We start from the raw sequence: 13,744 nt of genomic DNA, 5'->3' as shown, positions 1-13,744 counted from the left end.
GCTGCGGCGCCGCAAAATTCTCTTAGAATGCTGCATCCCCGCGAACTACATACGAACGGGCGATCACTCACTGAATACGATGCTGCAAAGCGTCCATACGACTCAAAAAACATCATGCCAGGCGCTGGGAATCCGCAATACATCGACGCCGACAAATTGTGCGTGGGCTTGTTCATCGAGCTCGATCTGGACTGGGTTGAACACCCCTTCCCTTTCAACCGTTTCCGCATCAAGACCCCGGAGCAGCTGCAGGCTCTGCAAGCGCTGGGGCTCAAGCGTGTCCGTGTGGACCCGGGTCGCAGCAGCTGCCCGCTGCCCGCTGCCCGTACGAGTGCTTCACGTGCGCAGGAAGCCGAGCCCGCTGAACTGAGCGAGGAGAGCGAAGCGCACGCTGCACACGAAGTCAATCAGGCCAAGATGGAACGCTTGGCGCGCATCAAGGCGCATCACCAGGCCATCGACGAATGCGAGAAGGCTTTCCGCACGGCGGCCAAGGACATGCGTTCGATCCAGCTCAACATCTACGCGCAGCCCGAAGAGTCCATCGAGCGGGCCAGCGCGATGGTGAAGAACCTGATCCAGACATCGATCAATGATCGCCAGGTGACGATCAGCCTGGTCAACAACAAGCTGGCTTCCGGTGAAGTGTATGACCATGCCATGAACGTGATGGTGCTCGGTCTGGTCATCGGCCAGCAGCTCGGCCTGCAAGGTGAAGACCTGCAGGCGCTGGGCCTGGGCTGCATCTTTCATGATCTGGGCAAGACGCTGATTTCGAACTCGATCACCCACAAGTTTCCGCCGCTCTCGCCGCATGAACAGCGTGCGCTCAACCAGCATGTGCCGCTGGGTGTCGAGGTCGGTGGGCGCATCGGTCTGGAGCCGGCCGTGCTGCAGATCATCGCCGAGCATCACGAACGCGCCGATGGTAGCGGCTTCCCGAACAAGCTCAAGGACGAAGCGATCTGCATGGGTGCGCGCATCGTCTGCGTGGTCAATGATTTCGACAATCTGTGCAATCCGCTCAATCCCATGCTGGCGATGAATCCGCACGAGGCGCTCAAGCTGATGTACGCCAAGCGCCGCAAGGAATACTCGCCCATCGTGATCAGCCAGTTCATCCGCTGCATGGGCATCTATCCGCCCGGCACCCTGGTCGCCCTCAACAACGGGACGCAGGGCGTGGTCGTTGCGGTGAACACCGAACAGCCGCTCAAGCCGACGGTGATGGTTTATGACGGTAGCGTGCCGCGCCGCGACGCCATCGTGCTGGACCTGTCCGAGGAAGCGGATGTCGCCATCGAGAGCGCGCTGAGCAAATCGGCGCTGTCGCTGGAAGTAGTGTCCTACCTCAATCCGCGCAGCCGCTCGTCCTACTTCACGCAGGCGCAATAGGCTGCCAGCCGCCTTAGGGCACCCAGCCGATCGCCGCAAACACCTGTTCGCGGCTCAGATACGGCGCGGCTTCGGCGGCGCTCAGGCGGCGTGCTGCACCGACCCGTGCATCAAGCTTCAAGCCTGTGCTCGCCGTGCTGCCGAACTCGCGCCAGCCAAGTGTCGCACTCGCCTTGTCAGGGTTGGGGATCGGATCTACCCACCAGCCGGCGGGCGCGATATGCGCGTCGAGTTGGCAATCGAGATAGAGCACATTGTCGAAATAAGCCGGCACCCCGGCGCTGCGCGCCAGTGTCGTCAAGCCATCTGGCACGCCGGCTTCGCGCGTCAGGCGACTGCGCAGGAATACATAGCCCTTGTCTGTCGGTGACAGCACGCGTGCCTGCACGATGTAGCTGCCGCGCGTGGCATCGGCTGAATCGACCACGGTGCGGATCTCGCTGTTCTCGAACAGCGCTGCTTTGGCGCTGCCCCAGATGAAGTCCACATCCCCCGCAATCAGGCTGTTGTAGAACCAGCTGTAGGCATTGAGCTGCAGCGTGTCCTGGCGGCTGATGAAGTTCATGTCGCGGGCGATCAGGCGCTGCGTGCTGCCATTGAAATAGAGCGTCTCGGCCTGGTTATTGATGCCGTTGCGCTTGATGTGCGTGTTGTGCAGGCTCATGTTCGAGAGGCTCAGCAGATCGGACTGCTCGACCAGGAAGAGGGCGCGGCCGCCGCCAGCGCGGCTCGCGGCACCCGGACTGCCTGCGCCAGACCCGCCATTGAGCGATTCATAGTTCTCGAAGGCAATCACCGTCTGGTCGCGACTCTCGCCTTCGATGCTCACATTGTCCTTGCCACGCAGGTAGAGCGGCTCTTCGTAACGGCCATTCATGAGCTTGATGCGGACCGGCGTCTCCTTGGCCAGGTTCTGCATGGCGTAGTTGAGTGCGCCCTGCAGACTGCGGAAATCAGCCTGCTCGCCATCATCATCAACGCGCAGCGTGGTGAGCCCCTTGGCCGGTGCGGCACGCGTCTCGAAACGCCAGCCAGCCGTCTTGCCCAGGCCGACAAAGTCCTGCCCCGCCAATCTGGCGCCCAGCACGGTGCCCTCGGCAATCGCCACGTAATACGTCTTGCCGTATTGCAGCGTGTTGGCGTGAGGCCGTACGTGCAGGGTGTTGCCGTCCACCTGGAGCAGGGGCATGCTCAGGCCGCGATAGAACTGATCCGCCGAGGGACCGATGGCATTGGACTCGCTGCGTGGTTTGATCACGTCGACCAGACGGTCATCCTGCGCGTCAAAGATGCGCACCGAGCCCTTGCCGCTGAGACTGAACGGACCGTCAAAGCGGAGGCTCAGGCGCTGATCGATGTAAGCGCCGCGACTGCCCGCCGCCGGCTCACTGCTGAATGGCGCATAGCGTGCCGTGGGCAATACGAATGCCGGCTCGATGCTCGCAGCAATCTGCTTGCGCAGGGCTGGATTGGCCTGGCTGGTGAAACTGAGCGTCGCATTGCCCGCGCCGACGGCGTGCAGCAAGACCTTGTTGCCGCGCTGAACGACGCTGAGCACGCGCGGATCGCTGACGCTGAGCGTATAGCCGTCGGGACTGCCGTCCGACTTGCTGGCGGACACCTCCACTTCGCGATCCGCGCCGCCGACTTCGCTGGTCCACGCCGTATCGGGCGTGATCGACAGCAAGACCGGCTTGATGTTGGCATCGCCGACCTGGATGTCGTCGATCACGAAGGAGCGGTTGTCGAGCCACAGGCCGATCTTGCCGGGCGCCTTGATGCTCGCATCGACAAAGGAACCCACGAAGTCGTCGTCAATGTAGAAAGTCAGATTGTCGCCCTTCATTTCCATGCGCAGCGTGTACCACTTGTCATTGACGATGGTGCGCGGATTGAACTGCCGCGCACGGAACCACTTGCCAGCATTGGCCTTGTGGAATTCGACCTTGGAGTTCGATCCGTTCTGCACATTCAGACACCCGCCATACCAGTTGTTTACATCCTGGTAGCGGCCGAGCAGGCAGACGAACTTGTTATTGCTGCTATTGCTGAGCGGGCGGATTTTCGCCTCGACGTAGTAGTCCGCCGTGTGTTTGGCCGCCACCGCAGCAAAAGCCGTGTCCTTGATCGCGGCAACCACGCCCTTGCTGCTGCCCGCCTCGTAATGCAGCACGGTATTGCGACCTTCTTTTTCGACAACGGCTGTGCCATTGGCAGTACCGATGCTGGCCCCCGCACCTGGCGGGAGCCAATCCCAGCGCGCGTTCGGCTCAGCCTCGAAGTCTTCGCAGAACCACACGCCCGGCGCACACCCGGGCGCCGCCACCTTCGCGCTGGCCGCCGCCGGCGGTAATTGTGGCGCCGTGGCCTGGTTTCCAGCGCAGGCGGCAAGCAAGCCGCTGGCGGCCAGCAGGACGGCGAAACGATGGCGAATCATCGAAAACATGGTGTGCCTTTCAAGATCTGAGTGCGTTCCTGCCCGAGCGCAGCGCTATGCCTGCAAGCCGAATGGCCAGACCAACAGCGGCGAAGCGATCGGCCAATCGGTGCCCTACATCAAGCGCCTGGGGCCGAAAACATCGTAAAGGCGTTTGACCTGATCCAGCGCATTGGCCTACGGATAGGCTTGCCTGGAAATCGACCACAGATGGGAAAAACTGAGCGCCTGGCGCAATCTCATCAGTCGTCATACAAGTGTGCCGAATGCTATGAAAATCGAAACACGGCTGTCAAACAATCCGAACCCCTAAATGTTTACCCGTAACGGCCTAGAACTTGCCATATCGCGCTGAAAACCGCATAGATATTGGCGTTTAGAGGCGTTGCCGCTGCACGCTGGATCGCCAAAGCTGCGTTGACACTTAAGGTAGCGCAAATCTAAGATCCGGCCAGCTTATATGATGAGCAGAGAACAAAGCCGGGCGCCGAGCGTGTCAACAAGACCTCGCAGCGCTCAGATACACCTCGTACACACAAAGGAGTTTTCATGTCCCAGATCAAGCCGGCATCGATTGTCGGCGGCTGCATCGCACTGCTGAGCGTCGCCACTTTCACGGATGCTGCCGCAAGCACGAATATCCAGATCCCCGCCAAGGTATGCGATGTCAGCGCCTACGGCGCCAATGGCGAACGCCAGCAAATCCTGCTCAATACCGAGCCCTTCCAGCGCGCCATCGATGATTGTGCAGCCGCTGGCGGCGGCACCGTGCGCGTGCCGCGCGGCAACTACCTGGTCGCGCCGCTGATGCTCAAAAGCAATATCCGCCTGCAACTGGACAAGGGGTCGACGATTGTCGCGTCCACCGTCGAAGCCAGCTACCGCGCGACCCGCGACAACAAGAGCGCCGAGGCAGAGAACGGCTGGCTGCCCTTCATCAGCATCGACAATGCACAAAATGTCGCCATCAGCGGCCAGGGCAGCATCGACGGGCAAGGCGCGGTGTGGTGGGAGCGCTGGCGCGCCAATGTGCGCGAGACGCCGGCCAAGCGCAGCTCGACGGATCGCCCGCGCCTCATCTACATCAAGAACAGCCGCAACATCCTGGTCGAGGGCGTGACGCTCACCAACTCGCCCAGTTTTCACGTCGTGATGCGCTACTCGGAAGACGTCGACGTGAACGGCACGCGCATCATCAGCCCCGCATTTGCGCCCAACACCGATGCCATCGATCCGATCGACAGCCGCAATGTGCGCATCACCAACAACTTCATCGACTGCAACGACGACCACGTGGCGATCAAGGCCGAAAAGCTTGACCCGCGTTATCCCGATGGCGTGACCAGCAATATCTATGTCGGATACAACACGCTCAAGGGCGGTCGTGGCATTTCGATTGGCAGTGAAACCGCGGGCGGTGTGTCGAATGTACTGGTCGAGCACAACAATTTCGAAGGTTCGATGTACGGCCTGCGCATCAAGAGCCCGCGCGGCAAGGGCGGCAAGGTCAGCAACGTGACCTACCGCGACACGCGGATGGTGGATGTCGGCGTGCCCCTGGTGCTCTCCGGTTACTACAAGGGCGCGCCGGATGATGCGGCGGAACTCGCACGCGCGCTGGCCGAAGGCGGCTTTGTCGTCGGCGACCAGCTCTACCCGGCCGACTCGGACCCGGCCGTTGCCTTTGATGTCGCCAAGACACCGCACTTCAGCAACATCAAGATCAGCAATCTGCTCTCGACCGGCGAGAGCAAGGCGGCCGCTTACATCGTCGGCGTGCCGGAAGCGCCGCTTGAGGGCATCAGCTTCGACAATGTGAAGATCGAAGCCGAGCGCGGCATGCTGGTGCGTAATGCCAGCCTGCGCAGCGTGTCCAGCCAGATCAAGGCGCGCAAGGGTGAGAACCTGATCTTGCAGAAGGGCGGGCAGATCCTCAAATAATCCGCCTAGCTCCAGTCATCGCCAGCGCCACCGCTGGCGAGCGAGCTGTTGTCATCCCAGCTGGCGGTATCCTGGATGCCGAAGTCCTGCCCACCCATGTCGTACTGGGTGAGCGAGTCGACGTATTGCGCGGTGTCGTCGAAGTAGCCTGCCTGCGCATTGCCCGCCAGACTGTTGCCGACATTGCTGGCGTGGCCGCCATCGAGTACGCGATGCATCAAGGCCTCGCCCGCCACCATGCCGGCGCCGACCGCTGCGCCTGTGGCTAGCCCGCCGAGAATGCCCGAACCGAGACCGCCCCCCGCAGCTGCTCCGAAACCAGCCGCGGGCGCAGCAGGCGCCGGAGCATAGCCAGGCGCATAGCCCGGTTGGGCATAGCCCCCACCCGCGTAAGCCGGCGTGCCATAGCTCGGGGCACCATAGGCTGGTGTGACGACAGACTCAGGCTGTGCGGTGCGGCGGAACATTGCACGCGCCAGCAGAAAGGCGATGCTCAGCAAGGCCAGTATGCCGATGATGCTGCCCCAGGGCAGGCTGGGACTGCTGCGCGTGTAGGCAGGGCCATCGTAGGCCGTCGGTGTGGTGAAACTTTGCACATGGCTGGCCGGCTGCAGGCGCGCGCGCAGCGCCTGCACGGCAGCGGGTTTGGCGAACGAGAGGCCCGGATCGAGCTTTTCCGCCGTCGCCAGCTCGGCCCGCGCCTGACTCAGCTGATGCTGGCGGGTCAGCAGCTCGGCGTCGACGTAATGCGCCTTGGCACTGTTCGGATGGTCCTTGAGCACCTGCGCGATCATCTGCTGCGCCTGGCCCAGATTGCCGGCGTCAGCGGCCTGATAAATTTCGTGGATGCCAGGGTCGGCCGCCCAGACGGCCGCGCTCATCAGCACACCCAGCAATAGCGTTGTCACACGTCCCAGCTTGTTCATCTGCATCCTCCGTTGGCTTGGCGCGAACGGGCGCGCCAGCGGACTCTCCGCGAAGCTCAATCAAACACCCGGATGATGGCGAATGCCTCTCAGCTTCTTGTCGATATGTAAGCAAATGTCGACAGCAGCAAATGGACGCAAACAGAGGATGAAAAAAGCCCTGCAGGCCGAAGCGCTGCAGGGCTGATCGACAAGACCGAATTCGATCAGGGCTTGAAGGTGTCGCCGAGGACTACGCCTTCACGACGCGGGTCGGTACTGCCGGCCCACACACTCTCACCCTTGACGGTGGCGCGCATGATGGTGCCGATGCCACTGGTCTGCGCACTGGTCGACACCGTGTGACCGAGCGCCTTGAGGCCGACGATCAGGCTGTCGTTGGCGCCGCTGTTGGCGGTGTTGAGGTTCGGATGCTCGCCGCCCAGGCTGGTCGTGGCGCTGTTGCTGGCGCCAAAGTCGATCATGTTGGTGCCTTGCTGCGCATCGAGACCCCAATCGAGGCTGGCCACCAGGGTCTTGACCACGTACTGGATGATCGTCGAACCGCCCGGCGAGCCGGTGGCCATCACGAAGTCACCCATGCCGTTGTCGCTGCTCTTCTTGAACACCAGGGTCGGCGCCATCGAGCTGCGCGGACGCTTGCCCGGCTGCACACGGTTGGCAATCGCACCATTGGTGTCGCTCGGCGTGGCCGAGAAGTCGGTCAGCTGGTTGTTGAGGATGAAGCCCTTGGTGAAGTGGAAGGAGCCGAGGCTGGACTCCACCGTGGTCGTCATGGTCAGCACATTGCCGCTCTTGTCGACGATGGTGAACTGGCTGGTGCCGTGCTCGACCGTCTTGTCCACCGCCAGTGCCGTGGTGGTGTTGAAGGTGCCGGCCGTCGCCGTGCCCATGCTCTTGGCAAGGCTGATCAGGCCGGCGCGGCCGGTCAGATAAGACTTGCTCAGCATGGCATTCCAGTTGCCGCCGGGCAGGGGCACGAAATCGGTGTCCGCCACGTATTTGTCACGGTCGGCATAAGCCAGCCGCTCGGCTTCGGAGATGACGTGCACGCCCAGCACCGAGGGCTTGCCGCCTTCGTTGTCGTAAGCGGTCGGCGCGAAGCTGCTGGTGCCCAAGTCGAAGGTTTCAAGAATACCCAGCGTCTGCGCTACCGCGATGCCACCCGAAGACGGCGGCGGCATGCCGCAGACGTAGTAGCTGCGATAGGTCGAACAGACCGCCGTGCGGCGCTTGGCCTCATAGGCCGCCAGGTCGGCCAGGGTGGTCTTGCCCGGGGTGATCACCGAGGCATCGGCGCCCGTCGTGACCGCAATCTTGTCGACAATCGCTTGGCCGATGGTGCCGGTGTAGAAAGCCTTGGCGCCGCCGTCGGCAATGGCTTGCAGGGTCGTGGCGTACGCCGGGTTGGTCAAGGTCGTGCCGACCGTCTTGGCTGAACCATCGGCGTTGAGGAAGTAAGCCAGCGCATCGGGGTCGCGCAGCAGGCTGGCGCGGTTGGCAGAGATCGCATCGGCCAGGCGCGAGCTGATCGGGAAGCCCTTGTTGGCCAGCGAGACGGCATCTGTGAACATGTCCTTCCAGGCCAGCTTGCCGTGGTCGGTGTGGGCCAGCTCCAGCATGCGCAGCACGCCCGGCGTGCCGATCGAACGACCGCTGGCACGAGCGCTGGGCTTGGGGGTGGTCTGGTCGCTGCTGTCGTCGACATAGCGCAGATAGTTTTCGGTGGCTGCAGCCGGCGCCGTTTCGCGACCGTCGTAGGCTTGCACGGTCTTGTTCTTGGCATCGTAGTAGAGCATGAAGGCGCCACCGCCGATGCCGGTGGCTTCGGGCACGGTCAGGCCGAGCACGGCTTGCACGGCAATCGCCGCATCGGCCGCATCGCCGCCCTTGGCGAGCACATCACAACCAGCCTTGCTGGCCAGTGCACTGGCGCTGGTGACCATGAAATTGCGTGCATACGTCGTGGTCTTGCCGGTGCGGTAGCCGGACGACGGCTCGGGCGCAGCGGGGTCACCCGCCAGGCCGGAACCGACGACAACGGATGTGCCGTCGTTGCTGAGGACCGTACAGGCGGTGGACGATGTGGTGGATGAAGCAGAGCTGGGCGTGGTGGTATCAGGACTGTTGCCGCTGCACGCGACGACCGCCAACAACGCCACCAGAATGGGGCTGACGATCAAAATGCCGCGTTTGACTGGACTGCGAAAATTCATGTTTGCCTCTTGGTTGCTGCATGTAGTTGCGATTGCTTATAAAAAGCAATTGCAGTTAGCAAGAAGCAGGCAAACTTTTTGTTATATGACAGTCTGTCACCCAAAGCTTTGAATCAATTCGAAACGCTTTCCGACTCAAATTTATTAAAAACATACACGCCTATACACCGAGCGCCAGCACAGGGCGCTGCGCCCGCTTGCAGAGCACGCGGAGGCACAGAAAAAGGGCTTCGCAGCGCGCCTGCTGCACGCGCTGCAAAGCCCTGCCGACACGCCGCCGTTCAGTGCGCTGCGGGTGCTTGCTGCGGCAACTCGATCACCCTTTCGAACAAGGACGACAGCTTGTCCTGGTGAGTGACGCCGATCACCGTGGTCTGTGGCAGCCGGCTGCGCAGCATGCACAGCAGGGCACGCGCCGCGGGCAGATCGAGCTGGCTGGTCGCCTCATCGAGCAACAGGTAATCAGGCGCGAACAGCAAGGCGCGCGCGATGGCCAGGCGTTGCTGTTCGCCACCGGACAAGACCGCGGACCATTCGGCCACGTCGTCCAGACGCGTGCTCAGCGCGGCCAGACCGCAGTCGCACAAAGCCTGCTGCATGGCCTCGCGTGAGGGCAGGTCCAGCGCCGGATAGGCCAGCAGCGCAGCCAGCGAATCGGTGGCCAGATAAGCGCGCTGCGGCACGAACAGGCTGCGCCCGCGTGGCTGGCTGAAGTCGCCGCTGTAATACGGCCAGACGCCCGCCAGGGTGCGCAGCAAGGTGGATTTGCCGATGCCGCTGGGCCCCTCGATGCGCGTCCACACCGCCGTCTCGATCTGCCAGTCGAGTCCCGCGAGCAGAACCGTGCCGTCCGGCGTGTGCACGCTCAGTTGATGCGCGGCGAAGCTGGCGGCCTGGCGTGGCTGGCGCGGCTCGCGGGCCGCTTCCAGAGCGATGCGGAACTGGGTCAGACGCTGGACCGTCGCCTTCCACTCGGCGATGGCGCGATAAGCGCGCACGAACCAGCTCATCGCCGAGGCGGTCTGGTTGAAGGCCGTCTCGATCTGCATCAGGCCGCCGAGGCTGAGCGACTTGTTCATGAACGAAGGCAGCGCGGCAAAGATCGGCACCAGGCCGCTGATGCGGTCATAGCTGCTGGTGAAAAAGCCAAGCGTACGCTCGCGATTCATCAACTGACGCCAATTGAGCGCCAGCGCCGCAAAGCGCTGCATGACGCGGCGCTGTTCGTGGGCGGCACCGCCGTACAGCGAGATCTGTTCGGCATGATCACGCCGACGCAGCAGGTCGGCACGCAATTCCGCTTCGCGCTGCTGCTGGGTGTAGTTGAGGCCTTGCAGGATCGCACCGATGCGCTCGGCAATCAGGCTGCCGATCAGGGCATAGATGATGGCGAACCAGAACAGGTAGCCGGGAATGCGCAGCTGGCTGTCGACGAAGGGCAGGCTCAGCTCGCTCGACAAGGTCCACAGCAAGACCGAGAAGGACAGGATGCGCGCCACCGCGCTGATGAAGGAGCGCAGCAGATCCAGGCTTTCGGTGACCAGCAGGTTGATGTCCTCGGCCAGGCGCTGGTCCGGGTTGTCCGGCTCGCCGGCGAGACTCAGGCGGTAGAACACATTGTTGCTCAGCCAGGCGCGGCTCAAAGACTCGGTCATGTGCTCACGCCACTTGAGGATCAGCAGCTTGCGCAACCAGTCCAGATACACCGACATCACCACGGCGGCGCCCACCAGCAGGCAGTACTGGCCCATCAAGGGGTACAAGCGCGGCCGGTCGAAGGCGGCGAGCGCGTCGTAGAACTCCTTGTTCCAGTAACTGAAGCGCACATTCAGCTGCACCAGCAACAAGCCCAGCGCGATGATGCTGGCCAGCAGCAGCCAGGCCAGGTAGTGGCCGCGACGCACCCAGAAGGGTCGCGCCAGGATCCAGAAATCACGCATCACACTCATCGTGCCGCCTCCCCGCCCGCGGCACGCGGCAGCATCTGCACCAGCACCAGATCACGCGTCAGCGCCAGCTCGGCCGCCAGGGCGCGCACGCTGTCCACGCTCAGCGTGCTGGCCAGCTGGGTGCTGCTCTGCAGATAGCGCGCATCGCCGTATTGCGCATAGCTGAGCTGCAAGCGCTGGAAGCGCGTGCTCTCGTCGCCCTGGCGCGCGCGCTCGGCGCTGCGCGCATGTTCGACCTCCTCGGCGAGGAGGCGCGTATCGAGCTGCTCGGGCAGCTTGGCCAGCACACCGTGCGCAATCGCCCACAGTGCGTCGACACGCTCGGGCGCGGTGGTGAAGAACAGCTCGCTGGCCAGCCGGCCGCTGTGCGGCTCCAGGCTGAGGCTGAAGCTGAGTCGGTAGATGCCGCTCTCCTTCTCGCGCAGCTCGGCGCGCAGACTGCGCTGGATCACCCGCGCCAGCACCGAGGCGGCCATGGCGCGCTCGGGCGACCAGTTCAGCGACTGGCTGCCAAAGGCACGCACACTGGCCTGCGGCTCCGGACTGATCTCCAGCCGCGCACTGCGTGCGCCCGCAGCTTGCAGCAGCGGCTGCGATGCCAGCGGCGTGGCCGTGCGCGGCAAAGTGGCCAGATAGCGTTCCACCAGACGACGGACCGTGGCCACATCGTTCGGCCCGGAGAGGAAGAAGGTGGTCGGCTGCGCAGTCAGCAGCTGCCACTTTTCACGCAGCGCATCGAGGCCGGCCGGCGTGTCGAGGCGGGCCAGCGCGGCGGCGTCGGGTGCGGCATCCTGCGGCGTGGGGCCAAAGCGCAGGCGACTCAGCTCACGCGCCATGCGATCACTGCTGCTGTCGGTCTGGCGCGCCAGCTGACGCGCCAGCTGCTGGCGGGCCGCTTGCACGGCCGCGGCCGACAGGCTGCTCTGCTGGCGCGCCACGTAGAGCTGCAGCAGCGGCTCCAGCAGCTCCGCCTTGGTCTGCGCGTTGTAGACCAAGCCGCGATCGTCCTGACTCTGGTTGAGCTGCAGGGTCTGGCGTGTCGCCCAGCGCGCCAGGGTGCCGGCCGCCTGGCCGGGCAGATCAGCTTGAGCACCGAGCTGGGCCGCCATCTGCCATTGCCAGGCCGGCGCACCGGGCAGGCGGAAACCGGCTGCCGAGCGGGCCACGAAGCGCAACGGCGCGCCGGCGGGGCGCGCATCCCAAACCAGCTTGTCGCCATTGGGCAGGGTCCAACGCAGGACGCCCTGGCCCAGATCTTCTTCCTGCAAGACCGCCGCCGTCGGCCCGGCTTCCGGCAGGCTCGCTTCGGGCAAACTCACTTCAGCCAAGGTTTCGGCGGCCGGCGAATCGGCCAGCGCCGGCAAGCTGCGCGTGCGCAGCGCCTGCTGGGCAGCCAGCACGCTGGCCTGATCGGGCAATTGCAGGGGGCTGAGCCCCGGCGCCAGCATGAACAGCAGGCGGTCCGGCGCGGACAGCCACTGGCGTACCCGCGCATTGATGTCGGCCAGACTCAGGCCGGCAATGATCTGGCGGATCTGTGCCTGCTTTTGCACCGGCGCCTGCAGCACCCGCTCATCCTGCACCGCCTCGCTGAGTATTTGCAGCCAGCTCGACTGGTCGCGCGCGGCGTGCTGGCTCAGGGCTTTTTCATTGAGGCGCTGCAGCTCCTCGATCTCCTGACGGACATCCTGCTCACGCACGCCATCGCGCCGCAGACGTTCCTGCAACAGCAGGATCTGCTGCAGACCGGCCGCGTGGCCATCGACCGCCACCGTGGCGGCAAAGCCGAGCGACTCGACGGTCTTGCCCAGCAGCCCCTTGCTGCTGCTGAGCGATTCGACGCCGGCCGGCAAATCTTTGGCCTGGCGCTGGGCCAGGCGGCGCACGGCGCGCTCGGCGATGCGATCGATCATGCGCTGGCGCAGGCCCTCGCTGTCCTGGCGATTGTCGGTCACGAAGCGGAACACCCAGCCGACCTGGCTGCTGCCGCTCTCGGCGTCCTGCATGCGGGCGATGCGCAAGCTGTCCTGCAGTTGCGGATCAGGCGGGTTGCGCGCCGGCAGCGGCGCCGCCTGCAAGCTGGAGAAATAAGTTTCGATGCGCTGCTGGATGGCCGCCGCATCGACGTCGCCGACGATGATCAAGGCCATGTTGTTCGGCCGGTACCAGTCGCGGTAGAAGGCCTGCAAGGACTCGGCCGTTTGTGTGCGGATGCTGGCCTCGCTGCCGATGGTCGGCCGCTCCGGATACAGCGAACCGGCGCGCAGCAGCGCGCGCCGCTGCTGGTCCATGCGCGCACGCAGGCCCAGCTTGGTGCGCCATTCTTCGAGGATGACCTTGCGCTCGCTCTGCAAGCCGGCAGCGGGAATCTGCGCCGCACCGCCCATCTGGGACAGCACATCGAGCGCCGCATCGATACGCTCCGGGCGGTTCTCCGGCGAGAGCATGTAGAGCGTGCGCTCGAAATTGGTCTGCGCGTTGTAGTGCGTGCCGATGCGCCAGCCCAGACTCTCCATGTACTTGCTCAAGCCCTCGGGATGGCGCGCTGAAGCGTGGAAGACCATGTGCTCGACCATGTGGGCGACGCCCGATTGATCCTCGCGCTCATCGAGAGAGCCGACGCGCACCAATAGCTGCATGGCGACCCGCGGCCCGGCCAGCTTGTCACCGGCGACGATGTAATAGGACAGACCATTGCTGAGCTGGCCCCGCACGACGCGCGGATCCCAGTCAAACGGTTCGGCCGCCTGGGCCAGCGCAGCGCTGCCCAGCAGGGCGTAGAGGAACAAACGGATGACGCCCCGCAGGGCGTTCTGGAGACTGAACATGATGCGTCCTCGCAGTCCGCCGTGGCGGACTGCTCACAAAAATGAAATCCTG

General features: G+C 63.9%; 7 protein-coding genes. 2 read left to right on the top strand and 5 right to left on the bottom strand.

What is annotated here, in order from left to right; all coding sequences use genetic code 11:
* The first annotated feature begins 114 nt into the window (after positions 1–114).
* Positions 115–1,395 (top strand): HD-GYP domain-containing protein, encoded by a 1,281-nt coding sequence (locus tag ABDB84_RS09290; RefSeq protein WP_345919440.1) that lies wholly within the window; start codon positions 115–117, stop codon positions 1,393–1,395.
* 13 nt (positions 1,396–1,408) lie between these two features.
* Here ABDB84_RS09290 and ABDB84_RS09285 read toward each other — a convergent pair whose 3' ends face one another.
* Entirely contained in the window at positions 1,409–3,841 is a 2,433-nt protein-coding gene (locus tag ABDB84_RS09285) for a pectinesterase family protein (protein WP_345919439.1), read from the bottom strand.
* A gap of 540 nt (positions 3,842–4,381) precedes the next feature.
* Between ABDB84_RS09285 and ABDB84_RS09280 the strand changes: the two genes are divergently transcribed.
* On the top strand, positions 4,382–5,773 hold the full coding sequence (locus tag ABDB84_RS09280; protein ID WP_345919438.1) for a glycoside hydrolase family 28 protein: 1,392 nt from the start codon (positions 4,382–4,384) through the stop codon (positions 5,771–5,773).
* Positions 5,774–5,778: 5 nt separating this feature from the next.
* Here the strand turns inward: ABDB84_RS09280 and ABDB84_RS09275 are convergent, their stop codons facing one another.
* The 4 genes from ABDB84_RS09275 to ABDB84_RS09260 all read right to left on the bottom strand — a co-directional run bounded on the left by ABDB84_RS09275 (position 5,779) and on the right by ABDB84_RS09260 (position 13,692).
* On the bottom strand, positions 5,779–6,699 hold the full coding sequence (locus ABDB84_RS09275) for a tetratricopeptide repeat protein (RefSeq protein ID WP_345919437.1): 921 nt from the start codon (positions 6,697–6,699) through the stop codon (positions 5,779–5,781).
* Positions 6,700–6,905: 206 nt separating this feature from the next.
* Complete coding sequence (locus tag ABDB84_RS09270; protein ID WP_345919436.1) at positions 6,906–8,915, bottom strand: gamma-glutamyltransferase family protein; 2,010 nt, start codon at positions 8,913–8,915, stop codon at positions 6,906–6,908.
* 281 nt (positions 8,916–9,196) lie between these two features.
* The gene (locus ABDB84_RS09265) at positions 9,197–10,864 is read right to left on the bottom strand and encodes an ABC transporter ATP-binding protein/permease (RefSeq protein WP_345919435.1); all 1,668 of its coding nucleotides are present in this window, start codon (positions 10,862–10,864) and stop codon (positions 9,197–9,199) included.
* A complete protein-coding gene (locus tag ABDB84_RS09260; RefSeq protein WP_345919434.1) occupies positions 10,861–13,692 on the bottom strand; it encodes a M16 family metallopeptidase in 2,832 nt (943 codons plus the stop codon). The genes ABDB84_RS09265 and ABDB84_RS09260 overlap by 4 nt, the downstream gene beginning before the upstream one ends.
* Between the last annotated feature and the right edge of the window lie 52 nt (positions 13,693–13,744).

Origin of the sequence: Uliginosibacterium sediminicola, assembly GCF_039631295.1 — a bacterium.
GTDB lineage: Bacteria > Pseudomonadota > Gammaproteobacteria > Burkholderiales > Rhodocyclaceae > Viridibacterium > Viridibacterium sediminicola.
Note: the sequence above shows the minus strand (reverse complement) of the source record. Positions and strands in the feature narration are given on the sequence as shown.

Coding starts and splice junctions, on each gene's coding strand:
- ABDB84_RS09290 (WP_345919440.1), top strand. CDS start 115: ATGCCAGGCGCTGGGAATCCGCAATACATCGACGCCGACAAATTGTGC.
- ABDB84_RS09285 (WP_345919439.1), bottom strand. CDS start 3,841: ATGTTTTCGATGATTCGCCATCGTTTCGCCGTCCTGCTGGCCGCCAGC.
- ABDB84_RS09275 (WP_345919437.1), bottom strand. CDS start 6,699: ATGAACAAGCTGGGACGTGTGACAACGCTATTGCTGGGTGTGCTGATG.
- ABDB84_RS09280 (WP_345919438.1), top strand. CDS start 4,382: ATGTCCCAGATCAAGCCGGCATCGATTGTCGGCGGCTGCATCGCACTG.
- ABDB84_RS09270 (WP_345919436.1), bottom strand. CDS start 8,915: ATGAATTTTCGCAGTCCAGTCAAACGCGGCATTTTGATCGTCAGCCCC.
- ABDB84_RS09260 (WP_345919434.1), bottom strand. CDS start 13,692: ATGTTCAGTCTCCAGAACGCCCTGCGGGGCGTCATCCGTTTGTTCCTC.
- ABDB84_RS09265 (WP_345919435.1), bottom strand. CDS start 10,864: ATGAGTGTGATGCGTGATTTCTGGATCCTGGCGCGACCCTTCTGGGTG.